This window comes from Nocardioides humi, assembly GCF_006494775.1.
Taxonomy (GTDB): domain Bacteria; phylum Actinomycetota; class Actinomycetes; order Propionibacteriales; family Nocardioidaceae; genus Nocardioides; species Nocardioides humi.
The window spans coordinates 2,188,349-2,199,796 of sequence record NZ_CP041146.1 but is presented as its reverse complement, the minus strand read 5'-3'; the positions used below and the strand labels follow the sequence as shown (position 1 = coordinate 2,199,796).

The following is an 11,448-nucleotide window of genomic DNA, read 5'->3' as shown; positions in this document are numbered from 1 at the left end:
GGGTTCTCGAAACGGTGGCGCGTGCGGGAGACTTCATCAGGTGACCCTGATGCGCGTCCCGCCGACCTGGCCCTGCCGATCGACGACACCGCCCTCGCCGACCGGCTCAGGGCGCGGATGGCCACGGTCGAGGAGGCCCTCTTCGAGCACGCGTCCAGCCGGGCGCCGTACGTCACCGAGGCGGCCCGTCACCTGCTGGCCGCCGGCGGCAAGAGGTTCCGGCCGCTGCTGGTGCTGCTGGCCGCCGAGGCGGGCCCCCGCCCCGGCGCCGACGAGGTGCTCACCGCCGCGTGCGTCGTGGAGATCACGCACGTCGGCTCGCTCTACCACGACGACGTCATGGACGAGGCCGCCCTGCGGCGCGGCGAGGACTCGGCCAACGCCCGCTACGACAACCTGGTCGCGATCCTGACCGGCGACTGGCTGTTCGCGAAGTCGTCCGAGCTCACCGCCCGGCTGGGCCCCGAGGCGGTCCGGATCCAGGCGGAGACGTTCACCCGCCTGGTCGAGGGCCAGATCCTGGAGACCGTGAAGCCGGGGCCCGGCGAGGACGCCCTCGCCCACTACCTCGAGGTCGTCGCCGGCAAGACCGGCTCCCTCATCGCCACCTCGGCCCACTACGGCGCGCTGTTCTCCGGCGCCGCGCCGGAGATCGTCGCCGCGCTCACGGCGTACGGCGAGCTGGTCGGCACCGCGTTCCAGCTCTCCGACGACATCCTCGACATCGCCTCCGAGAGCGCGGAGTCGGGCAAGACCCCCGGCACCGACCTCAAGGAGGGCGTCCCCACGCTGCCGGTGCTGATGGCCCGCGCCTCCGGCGACCCGGCCGACGCCCGCCTGCGCGAGCTGCTCGACCCCGAGCGCACCGACCTCGCCGACGACGCCGAGCTCCACGCGGAGGCGCTCGACCTGCTCCGCAAGCACCCCGCCATGGACGAGGCCCGGGCCTACGTCGTCGCCCGCTCCCAGGAGGCCAAGCAGCTGCTGCAGATCCTCCCCGAGGGCTCGGTCCGCTCCGCGCTGGAGGCGTTCGCGGACGTCGTGGCGGTCCGCTCGGCGTGATCGGCTCGGCCTGTCACGGGCTCGGCTGAATCGTCGCCACCCGGCCTCGTGAAACTCGACTATACGAGTTAACTTTGTCGGCATGAGCGTGATGGCCACGAACCAGGACCTCGACCCGGTCGCCCTGCGCCGGGCGTTCGGGGCGTTCCCGACCGGCGTGGTCGCCCTCGCGGCCGAGGTGGACGGCCGGACCGTGGGCCTCGCGGCCAGCTCGTTCACCTCGGTGAGCCTGGAGCCGCCGCTGGTGTCGATCTCGCTCGCGAGCGGCTCCCGGACCTGGCCGGACCTTCGCCGGGCCGGCAGCGTCGGCGTGACGGTCCTGGCCGATCACCACGGCGCCGTGTGCCGCCAGCTCTCCGGCCCCGTCGACGAGCGCTTCGCCGGCCTTCCCGTCACGGTCGGGGACGACGGCGCGGTGACCCTCGACGAGGGCCTGGTCCGGTTCACCTGCTCGCTCTACCGCGAGGTCGAGGCGGGCGACCACGTGATCGTGCTGCTCCGGGTGCACGCCGTCGACCACGGCGACGCCGGCGAGCCCCTCGTCTTCCACCGCAGCGGTTTCGGCCGCCTGGAGCGCTCCGCCTGAGCGCCCCCCACGAACGCCTCGCGCGGCGGCGACGCGCACCCCGTCGCCGCCGCGCGAGGCCGCTACCGGCCCCGTTGCCGGCGCCGCGGACCGCTCACGCCGCGGAGGACTCGGCGGCCAGGACCAGCTGGCGGCGGTGGTGTCGCAGGGCCTCGGCCGTGAGGACGACCAGCGCCAGCCAGACCAGGCCGAACCCGATCCACCGGCCGGCGGGCATGTGCTCGCCCAGCACGGTGACCCCCAGGGCGAACTGCAGCACCGGCGTGAGGTACTGCAGCAGCCCGAGCGTCGTCATCGACACCCGGGTGGCCGCCGCGCCGAAGCACAGCAACGGCACCGCGGTCACCACCCCGCTCGCGACCAGCAGCGCCACATGGCCCGCGCCCTCGCCGGCGAAGTGCGCACGCCCGGCGCTGCCGAGCCAGCACAGGTAGCCCAGCGCGAAGGGCGCGACCACCGCGGTCTCGAAGGTCAGGCTCTCGATCGCCCCGACCCCGGCCGACTTCTTCGCCAGCCCGTAGGTGCCGAACGAGAACGCCAGCACCAGCGCGATCACCGGCGGCCGCCCGTGGTCGAGGGTCAGGACGACGACCGCCGCCGCGCCGATCCCCAGCGCCGCCCACTGCGGGCCGCGCAGTCGCTCGCCGAGGATCAGCACGCCCATCAGCACGGTGACGAGCGGGTTGATGAAGTACCCCAGCGACGTCTCGACGACGCGATCGCTGTTGACGCCGTAGATGTAGGTGCCCCAGTTCGCCGTGATGGTGGCGGCCGCGACGACGAGCAGGAGCGTCGTACGACGACTGCGCAGCACGGCCCGCAGCGCCGCCGTACGCCGCAGCACGGCCACGAGGACGCCCATCACGACCAGCGACCAGACCATCCGGTGGGCCAGGATCTCGACGGGACCGCTCGGCTCGAGCAGCGGCCAGTAGAGGGGGAAGGCGCCCCAGATCAGGTACGCGAGGAACCCGAGGGTGAAGCCGCGACGGTCATCCGACACACTGGGACCCTAGCGACGTGGCCCCGTCTCGTGTGGGCGAGGTGGTTTCAGGTCGCTTTCCGGTGGGCACGAAGGTCGTGTCCACGAACGAACCCGATCTCGAGGGGGAGTCCCTTATGCGATTCACTCGCTCCATCTCGGTCCTGGTGGCGGCCTTCACGGCTGCGCTGCTGGGGCTGACGCTCGCACCGACCGCCGCGCACGCCGAGTCGATCCAGGTCGAGCCGACCACGACCGTCGCCGCGAAGAAGGGCCCGAACCCGCGTCAGGTCTACATCGCCGACTGCGGACCGCACCCCGAGGCGGGCTGCTACGGCAAGCGCCTGTGGGCCAAGTTCGCCGTCGACCCGCTCTCGCCGAAGGTGAAGATCAAGGTCTTCGTCAAGCGCGGCGGCAAGTGGCGCAAGCACGCCAACGTCAAGACCAAGGGCAACGGCCTCACCAAGAAGGTCTACGTCCGGGCGATCAACCGCAAGAAGACCAAGTACAAGGTCGTCGCCAAGGGTGACGCGGTGTGGGCCAAGGCCACCACGAAGTTCACCGTGTACTCCCGCCGCTGACCCGCGGGGTCGTACGACGCGTCGCGCCGCCGAGCTGTGCTCGGCGGCGCGTCGCGTTCTCCGGGCGGTCCGGTCAGTCGATGGTCCAGGTGTCGCCGGTGTTGATGAGGGTGGTGAGGCGTTCCTCGGGGCTGCCGTGGGTGGTGGCGGTCTTGCTGGCGGTGGCGACCTGGGCGCGGGCCTGGTCGTCGTAGGTGGGGCGCTGGACCTGGCGGAAGATGCCGATGGGGCTGCGGTTGAGGTAGCCGGCGTCGGTGAGCCGTGAGATCGCGAACGCGGTGGACGGGTCGGGGTTCTGTGCGTCGTGGACGATGATCTGCTCGATCGGGACGGATGTGGTGTCGGCGACCTCGACTCCGCCCGCGGCGCTGCGGATGAGGGCTTTGTCGCCGAGTCCGGTCAGGGGGCCGTCGGTCAGGGGTCCGTCGGTCTTGTCGCGGGTGCCGAAGGTGATGGGCTGGCCGTGGACCAGCGGGATGATCGCGTGTTCCTTGGTGTCTTTGTGCTCGCCCATGCCCTTGAGGGTGTCGAAGGCGCCGTCGTTGAAGATGGGGCAGTTCTGGTAGATCTCGACCAGGCTGGTGCCGCGGTGGGCGGCGGCTGCGGCGAGGACGTTGGTGAGGTGTTTGCGGTCGGAGTCGATGGTGCGGGCGACGAAGGTGGCTTCGGCGCCGAGGGCGAGGGAGACGGGGTTGAAGGGGTGGTCGAGGGATCCGGTGGGGGTGGATTTGGTGATCTTCCCGACTTCGGAGGTGGGTGAGTATTGGCCTTTGGTGAGGCCGTAGATGCGGTTGTTGAACAGCAGGATGGTGATGTTGACGTTGCGGCGTAGGGCGTGGATGAGGTGGTTGCCGCCGATGGACAGCGCGTCGCCGTCGCCGGTGACGACCCACACGGACAGGTCCTCGCGGGCTACTGCGATGCCGGTGGCGATGGAGGGGGCGCGGCCGTGGATGGAGTGCATGCCGTAGGTGTCGAGGTAGTAGGGAAACCTCGAGGAGCAGCCGATCCCGGAGACGAAGACGATGTTCTCCCGAGCTAGTCCGAGGTCGGGGAGGAAGGACTGGACGGCCTTGAGGACGGCGTAGTCGCCGCAGCCGGGGCACCAGCGGACTTCTTGGTCGCTGGAGAAGTCCTTGCCGGTCTGGGTCTGGCCCTCGGCCAGCCGGGGCACCAGAGCGGTGCCCGCCGAATGATGTGCGGGCATGGGCAGGTCTGCCAGGTTGTTGGCAGTCATCGGACGGGTGCCTCCTCTGGGCTGGTCTCGTGGTCGGCGGGAAGATTGAGGCCGTGTTCGCCGAGGTCGACCTCGCGGCCTTCGGCCTCGCCCACCAGGATGCCGATGGCTTCGGCGAGCTCGGCGGCCTTGAGGGGGAGGCCGTAGACGTGGTTGTAGCCCTGGGCGTCGACCAAGAACTCCGCGCGCAGCAGGCGGGAGAGTTGGCCGAGGTTCATCTCGGGCACCAGGACCTTGTCGTAGCCCTGGAGGATCTCGCCCAGATCGTTCGGGAAGGGGTTGAGGTGGCGCAGGTGGACTTGGGCCACGTGGTTGCCGGCGCGGCGCACGCGGCGGCAGGCGGCGCCGATGGGGCCGTAGGTGGAGCCCCACCCGATCACGAGGACCTTGGCCTGCCCACTCGGATCATCGACTTGCAAGGGGGGCAGCGAGTCGGCGATGCGCTGCACCTTGGCGGCGCGCAGGCGGACCATGTGGTCGTGGTTGACCGGGTCGTAGGAGATGTTGCCGGTGACATCGGCCTTCTCCAGACCACCGATGCGGTGCTCCAGGCCGGCCACACCCGGCGGCGCCCACGGGCGGGCGAGGGTGGCCTCGTCACGCAGATAGGGCAAGAACTCCCCATCCTTGTTAGGCCCGGTGGCGAAGCCGGGCTCGATCACCGGCAGGTCGTCGATGGTGGGGATGGCCCAGGGTTCGGAGCCGTTGGCGAGGTAGCCGTCGGAGAGGAGGAAGACGGGGGTGCGGTAGGTGATCGCGATCCGGGCGGCTTCGAGGGCGGCGGCGAAGCAGTCTCCGGGTGACTGCGGCGCGATGATGGGGACGGGGGCTTCGCCGTTGCGGCCGTACATGGCTTGGAGGAGGTCGGCCTGCTCGGTCTTGGTCGGCAGGCCGGTGGAGGGGCCGCCGCGTTGGACGTTGACGACCACCAGGGGGAGTTCGGTCATGACCGCGAGTCCGATGGCTTCGGACTTGAGCGCGATCCCGGGCCCTGAGGTGGTGGTGACGCCGAGTTGGCCGGCGAAGGAGGCGCCGATCGCGGCGCCGATCCCGGCGATCTCGTCCTCGGCCTGCAAGGTGGTCACCCCGAACCCCTTGTGCTTGGACAGTTCGTGGAGGATGTCCGAGGCCGGGGTGATCGGATACGAGCCTAAGAAGAGCGGTACACCGGCACGAACACTGGCCGCAACCAACCCGTAGGACAGGGCGAGGTTGCCGGTGATGTTCCTATAGGTGCCGGTGGGCATGACGGCGGGTTTGATCTCGTACTGGACCACGAAGGTCTCGGTGGTCTCGCCGTAGTTCCACCCCGCGCGGAATGCGGCGATGTTCGCGCCGAGGATCGCGGGGACCTTGGCGAACTTCTTCTTCAAGAACGCCACCGTGGGTTCGGTGGGGCGCCCGTACATCCAGGACAGCAGCCCGAGGGCGAACATGTTCTTCGCCCGTGCCGCGTCCTTACGCGAGAGCCCGAACTCCGCCACGGCCGCGATGGTGATCCCGGTCAGGTCGACCGGCTGCACCGCGAACCCCGCCAACACATCATCGACCTCGCCGAGCTTGTCGAGCGGGTTGGAGGTGTAGCCGGCCTTGTCGAGGTTGCGTTGGGTGAAGTCGTGGGTGTCCACGATGATCGTCGCCCCCCGCGGCAGATCACCCAGATTGGCCTTGAGTGCGGCGGGGTTCATCGCGACCAGCACATCCGGGCGGTCCCCGGCGGTGAGGATGTCGTGGTCGGCGAAATGGATCTGAAAAGAGCTGACCCCGGGGATCGTGCCCTGCGGGGCGCGGATCTCTGCAGGGAAGTTCGGCAACGTGACCAGGTCATTGCCGAACACCGCCGACTCCTGCGTGAACCGGTCACCGGTCAGCTGCATGCCATCGCCGGAGTCACCCGCGAACCGGATGATCACCCGATCCAACTGCTTGACCTGCTTGGTCTGACTCACGCCTGCTCCACTTCTCTCGACATCGACGGCGGCCGGGGTGCGGCCGCGGCGACAGGTGGGTCGATTCTAGAGTCAATCTAGAACGCGTTCCACTTTTGGTGGACACCTGTCCAGCTCGGGCCGGGCCGCCCGATCGGCGCAACTCGACAACCCCTTCTCGACACGATAGTCCGCCGCCGTACCCCATCCCGCCTCGGCGCCGCCTGATGGGCACCCGCGCGTCGCGGGGGTCGTCGTGTGACCTCGGCCATGCGGGCCGTCGATTTGTCTAACGAGCGAGTCTCTTAACTCACTAATGTGTATTATCCCGATCTAGTTTGAATGACTGGTCCCCGAGAGACCGGCCGACACAGCAAGGAATGGGTGCAATGAAGCGAGTGATCAAGGCTGCGGCCCTGGCGATGACCGGCGCACTGGCGCTGAGCGCATGCGCGAGCGCCGGCGGCGGCAGCGATGACAGCGGCACGACCACGATCAACATCGTCGGGTTCGCCGTCCCCGAGGCCGGCAACAAGGCGGCCGCGGTGGAGTTCAACAAGACCGACGCGGGCAAGGACGTGAAGTTCTCCGGTGCGTACGGCGCCTCGGGCGACCAGAGCCGCAAGGTCGTGGACACCAAGGGCAAGGACGTCGACTACGTCGTCTTCTCCGTCGAGCCCGACATGACCCGCCTCGTCGACGCGGGTCTGGTGGCCGAGGACTGGCAGGCCGGACCGAACGGGGGCATCGTCTCCAGTTCTGTTGCCGTGATCGCCGTGCAGAAGGGCAACCCGCTCGGCATCAAGGACTGGAGCGATCTGACCCGTGATGACGTCAACGTCATCACCGCGGACCCGGCCAGCTCCGGCGCCGCGAAGTGGAACATCCTCGCGCTCTACACCTACGCCCAGGAGCAGGGCATGAGCGAGGACGAGGCGGACGCCTACCTGAAGGACGTCTTCGGGAACGTCACCACGTGGGCGGCGAGCGGTCGCGAGGCGACCGAGGCGTTCAAGAAGGGCGTGGGCAACGTTCTCATCACCTACGAGAACGAGGCCATCCTGGCCAAGCAGAACGGCGAGGAGCTCGACTACGTCCTCCCCGAGCACACGTTCAAGATCGAGAATCCGGGCGCCGTCCTCAAGGATGCCGTCCCGGCTGCCGCGGACTGGCTGGACTTCATCCTCAGTGATGATGGTCAGAAGGCGTTCGCCTCCAAGGGCTTCCGCCCGGTCGGCGACGTCGACATCTCCGGAGTCCAGGTCGAGGGCGCCAACGACCCGAGCAACCCGTTCCCGGTGCCGCCGTCGCTGAGCACGGTCGCCGACCTGGGTGGCTGGGACGCCATCAACGCCGAGTGGTTCGGCAAGGACGGCGAGAAGCTCCGCTTCGACAACCTGTACGCCGAAGCAACGAAGCAGTGACGGACACCCTCGTCACACCCCTGGGGCCGGCTCCGACACGGGGCCGGCCCTCGGGCACTGCCAAGGGCGGTGCCGGGCTGTTCCGTCTCACCCCCACCTCGCGCCTCGGGCTCGGGGTGGCGCTGGTCTGGTTCAGCATCCTGGTGCTGCTCCCGCTCGCCGCGGTCGTTGGCGCAGCGGCCGAGGGCGGCTTCGGACGGTTCTGGGACACGCTCACCGACGCACAGACCTTCGCGGCGCTGCGGCTCACCGTCGTCGAGGCGCTGCTGGTCACCGTCGTGAACGCCGTGATCGGCACCATCGTCGCGTGGGTGCTGGTCCGCGACCAGTTCCCGGGCAAGCGCGTCCTCGACGTCGTCATCGACATCCCATTCGCGCTGCCGACCATCGTCGCGGGCCTGGTGCTGCTCAGCCTCTGGGGCCCGCAGAGCCCGGTGGGGATCAACATCGTGAACACCCGGCAGGGCATCTTCCTGGCCCTGCTCTTCGTCACGCTGCCCTTCGTCGTCCGCACGGTCCAGCCGGTCCTGATCGAGCTCGACGCCGACGTCGAGGAGGCCGCGGCCTCCCTGGGAGCCTCCCGGTTCACGACGTTCCGCCGGGTCATCCTCCCGAGTCTGGTGCCGGCGATCGCGGCGGGCTCGTCCCTGGGCTTCGCCCGGGCGATCAGCGAGTTCGGCTCGCTGGTGCTCATCTCGGGCAACACGCCTTACCAGACCGAGGTGGCGTCGCTGAAGATCCTCAAGTTCCTCGAGGGGGACAACCAGGCCGGGGCGGCGGCGGTCGCCGTACTCCTGCTGATCGTCGCCATCGTGACGATCGTGATCCTCGACCTGATCTCCCGAAGGGTGGCTCGCCGTGGCTGACACCCGACAGATCCGGGCCCGCAAGGGGCCGGTGACCTACGTCCTGCGGACGTTCGTGATCGCCTACCTCGCGGTGCTGGTGATCTGGCCGCTCTTCGAGGTCGCCAAGCAGACCTTCGCCCCGGCGGGCGTCGGCGACGAGGGCGGCTTCGGCGCCTTCTGGGAGCGGCTCAGCGACCCGTCGGTGACCTACGCCTTCAACCTGACCGTCACGGTGGCGTTCTGGGCGGTGCTGATCAACACCCTCTTCGGCGTGGGGATCTCGCTGCTCCTGGTCCGCTACCAGTTCCCGGGGCGGCGCATCCTCTCGGTCCTCGTCGACCTGCCGATGTCGGTGTCCCCGGTCGTCGTCGGCCTGGCGCTGGTGCTGGCCTACAGCACCGGCAAGGGCTGGTTCGGCGAGGCGCTGGAGTCGGTCGGCTTCTACGTCATCGGCACCACGCCCGGCTTGATCATGGCCACCGCCTTCGTCAGCCTCCCGCTGGTGATCCGCGAGATCGTGCCCGTGCTCGAGGAGGTCGGCATCGACGCCGAGATGGCCGCCCACAGCCTCGGGGCCAACGGCTGGCAGACCTTCCGGCGGATCACGCTGCCCAGCATCAAGTGGGCGGTCGTGTACGGCGTCGTGCTGAGCATGGCCCGCTCGCTCGGCGAGTTCGGCGCCGTCAAGATCGTCAGCCCGGGCGCCGAGTTCCGCGGCGAGACCGCCACCCTCCTCATCCAGAACCGCTACACCAACTACGAGGAGCCCACGGCGTACGCCGCCGCCTTCGTGCTCGTGCTGGCCTCCGTGCTCGCCCTCGTCGTGGTGTCCCTGATCCGCAAGGAGGATCACGCATGAGCATCGAAGTACGGGGTGTCGACAAGCGCTACGGCGACTTCGTCGCACTCGACGACATCAACGTGTCCCTGCCGACCGGCCAGCTGACCGCCCTGCTCGGGCCCAGCGGCGGCGGCAAGTCCACCCTGCTGCGGATCATCGCCGGCCTGGAGACGGCCGACAGCGGCACGGTCGAGATCGAGGGCGTGAACGCCACGAGGCTGCCGCCGCAGAAGCGCAACGTCGGCTTCGTGTTCCAGCACTACGCCGTGTTCAAGCACATGACCGTCGCGAAGAACGTCGCCTTCGGCCTGGAGATCCGCAAGCGGCCCAAGGCCGAGGTGAAGGCGAAGGTCGCCGAGCTCCTCGAGCTCGTGCATCTCTCGCAGTTCGCGCACCGGCTGCCCGCGCAGCTCTCCGGCGGCCAGCGGCAGCGGCTCGCGCTCGCCCGCGCCCTCGCCGTGGAGCCGACCGTGCTGCTGCTCGACGAGCCGTTCGGCGCGCTCGACGCGAAGGTCCGCAAGGAGCTGCGCGACTGGCTGCGCCGCCTGCACGACGAGGTGCACGTGACGACGGTCTTCGTGACCCACGACCAGGAGGAGGCGATGGAGGTCGCCGACGAGATCGTGGTCATCAACGACGGCCGGATCGAGCAGATCGGCACGCCCGACCAGCTGTACGACGAGCCCGCCAACGACTTCGTGATGGGCTTCCTCGGCGAGGTGACCCAGCTCGGCTCGCTGCGGCTGCGCCCCCACGACATCGAGGTCGCGGTCGAGCCCGGCGTCCCCGGCTCGAGCGCCGGGGTGGTCACCCGGGCGCTGCGGGTCGGCTTCGAGGTGCGGCTCACCGTCGACGTCGAGGGACAGGCCGACCCGGTGCTCGTCGTGCTCTCCCGCACGCACGCCCGCGCGCTCGACCTCGAGCTCGGCAGCCGGGTCTGGCTGAGCCCCACCACGGGCGCCACCACCGTCCCGGTGCTCGCGGTTCCGCGCCCGGAGGTGGCCTCCGCCTAGGGTGGCGGTGTGAGCTATCTGCGGGCGACACGGGTTCTGTGCTGGCTGCTCGGGATCGCGGTACTGGTGTCGGTCGTCCACTACGTCGACAACTACGTCAACTACGACGACTACCCGGTGCCCGGTCCCGACGCCGCCGTGCCCGCGCCGTCCGCGACCCTCGTCGCCGTCGGCTGGTTCGTGTTCACGGCGTTCGGGGCGGTGGGGCTGCTGCTGTGGTTCCGCCGGCACATCACCACCGCCGCGATCGCGCTGACGGGCTACTCGGTGTCGGGTCTGATCGGGATCGGGCACTACCTGGTGCCGGGTGCGACCGACATGGTCTGGTGGCGCCAGGCGCACGTGCTCGCCGACATCGTGTGCGGCGCGGCCGTCTTCGGGTTCGCGCTGTGGGCGGCGAGGAACTCCGACGAGCTCATTCCCCCGGGCGCGAAGACGCCACCGCCTCCGCCCGCCGCTTGAGGCCCTCGGCGTGGCGGCGGAAGCCGTCGGCCACGCGACCGGGCCCGGCGAGGCGGACCAGCGGGCCGTGGAACTCCTCGACGGTCGTGTACGTCGTGGGGCCGCCCGGCTCCTGGGTGAGGCGCTGGTGGCGCACGCCCCGCACCAGCCCGAGCCGCGCCGGCAGGCCCTCGTAGACGTACGACATCAGCGCGGTCGTCGTACCGGTGGCGGGGTCGGTGACGGGGCCCTCCAGCGCGGTGATGCGCTCGGGGAGCGGGTGCGGCCGCCGCTCGCCCAGACGACGTGGAGCACGATCGGGTTGCCGACTGCCGGTGGCTGCGCGGTCTCGGCGCGCTCGACGAAGGGGTTCCACTCGGCGTACCGCTCGGTGTCGAGCATGACGTCCCACACGACGGCGAGCGGGGCGTCGATGTCGATCTGCGCGGAGGGGTGCACGGGGCCGGCCATGGGCCCATCATGGCCCCCTCGCGGGCCTCCTCAC

Annotated in this window: 13 protein-coding genes; 8 read left to right on the top strand and 5 right to left on the bottom strand. The window is 69.8% G+C overall.

What is annotated here, in order from left to right:
* The first annotated feature begins 117 nt into the window (after positions 1 to 117).
* Complete coding sequence (locus FIV44_RS10900) at positions 118 to 1,062, top strand: polyprenyl synthetase family protein (protein WP_141007829.1); 945 nt, start codon at positions 118 to 120, stop codon at positions 1,060 to 1,062.
* 82 nt (positions 1,063 to 1,144) lie between these two features.
* Positions 1,145 to 1,648 (top strand): flavin reductase family protein, encoded by a 504-nt coding sequence (locus tag FIV44_RS10895; RefSeq protein ID WP_141004455.1) that lies wholly within the window; start codon positions 1,145 to 1,147, stop codon positions 1,646 to 1,648.
* Between the two features lie 94 nt (positions 1,649 to 1,742).
* Here FIV44_RS10895 and rarD read toward each other — a convergent pair whose 3' ends face one another.
* Entirely contained in the window at positions 1,743 to 2,651 is a 909-nt protein-coding gene (rarD, locus tag FIV44_RS10890; protein ID WP_141004454.1) for an EamA family transporter RarD, read from the bottom strand.
* 116 nt (positions 2,652 to 2,767) lie between these two features.
* On the opposite strand from rarD, the gene FIV44_RS10885 reads away from it, so the two are divergent.
* On the top strand, positions 2,768 to 3,211 hold the full coding sequence (locus FIV44_RS10885; RefSeq protein WP_141004453.1) for a hypothetical protein: 444 nt from the start codon (positions 2,768 to 2,770) through the stop codon (positions 3,209 to 3,211).
* 73 nt (positions 3,212 to 3,284) lie between these two features.
* Here the strand turns inward: FIV44_RS10885 and FIV44_RS10880 are convergent, their stop codons facing one another.
* Both FIV44_RS10880 and FIV44_RS10875 read right to left on the bottom strand, forming a co-directional pair.
* Positions 3,285 to 4,448, bottom strand: coding sequence for a 2-oxoacid:ferredoxin oxidoreductase subunit beta (locus FIV44_RS10880; RefSeq protein ID WP_181411105.1), 1,164 nt, complete (start codon positions 4,446 to 4,448; stop codon positions 3,285 to 3,287).
* Complete coding sequence (locus FIV44_RS10875; RefSeq protein ID WP_141004452.1) at positions 4,445 to 6,397, bottom strand: 2-oxoacid:acceptor oxidoreductase subunit alpha; 1,953 nt, start codon at positions 6,395 to 6,397, stop codon at positions 4,445 to 4,447. Before FIV44_RS10875 ends, FIV44_RS10880 begins: the two co-directional genes overlap by 4 nt.
* Before the next feature lie 368 nt (positions 6,398 to 6,765).
* Here FIV44_RS10875 and FIV44_RS10870 point away from each other — a divergent pair, with 368 nt between their 5' ends.
* From FIV44_RS10870 to FIV44_RS10850, 5 genes are read left to right on the top strand one after another with little or no spacing between them, the layout of a single operon-like run.
* Positions 6,766 to 7,800, top strand: a complete 1,035-nt coding sequence (locus FIV44_RS10870) for an extracellular solute-binding protein (RefSeq protein ID WP_141004451.1) — start codon at positions 6,766 to 6,768, stop codon at positions 7,798 to 7,800.
* Positions 7,797 to 8,666, top strand: coding sequence for a sulfate ABC transporter permease subunit CysT (gene cysT / locus FIV44_RS10865; RefSeq protein ID WP_141004450.1), 870 nt, complete (start codon positions 7,797 to 7,799; stop codon positions 8,664 to 8,666). Before FIV44_RS10870 ends, cysT begins: the two co-directional genes overlap by 4 nt.
* Positions 8,659 to 9,507, top strand: coding sequence for a sulfate ABC transporter permease (locus FIV44_RS10860; RefSeq protein WP_246086914.1), 849 nt, complete (start codon positions 8,659 to 8,661; stop codon positions 9,505 to 9,507). Before cysT ends, FIV44_RS10860 begins: the two co-directional genes overlap by 8 nt.
* On the top strand, positions 9,504 to 10,502 hold the full coding sequence (locus tag FIV44_RS10855; protein WP_141004449.1) for a sulfate/molybdate ABC transporter ATP-binding protein: 999 nt from the start codon (positions 9,504 to 9,506) through the stop codon (positions 10,500 to 10,502). The genes FIV44_RS10860 and FIV44_RS10855 overlap by 4 nt, the downstream gene beginning before the upstream one ends.
* A gap of 9 nt (positions 10,503 to 10,511) precedes the next feature.
* Positions 10,512 to 10,964: a hypothetical protein gene (locus FIV44_RS10850; RefSeq protein ID WP_141004448.1), complete on the top strand. Its 453-nt coding sequence runs from the start codon at positions 10,512 to 10,514 to the stop codon at positions 10,962 to 10,964.
* Here FIV44_RS10850 and FIV44_RS10845 read toward each other — a convergent pair.
* Positions 10,918 to 11,151: an SRPBCC family protein gene (locus FIV44_RS10845; protein WP_141004447.1), complete on the bottom strand. Its 234-nt coding sequence runs from the start codon at positions 11,149 to 11,151 to the stop codon at positions 10,918 to 10,920. The two genes, FIV44_RS10850 and FIV44_RS10845, sit on opposite strands and share 47 nt — an antisense overlap.
* Positions 11,151 to 11,414: an SRPBCC family protein gene (locus FIV44_RS10840; protein ID WP_141004446.1), complete on the bottom strand. Its 264-nt coding sequence runs from the start codon at positions 11,412 to 11,414 to the stop codon at positions 11,151 to 11,153. Before FIV44_RS10840 ends, FIV44_RS10845 begins: the two co-directional genes overlap by 1 nt.
* Positions 11,415 to 11,448 lie beyond the last annotated feature (34 nt).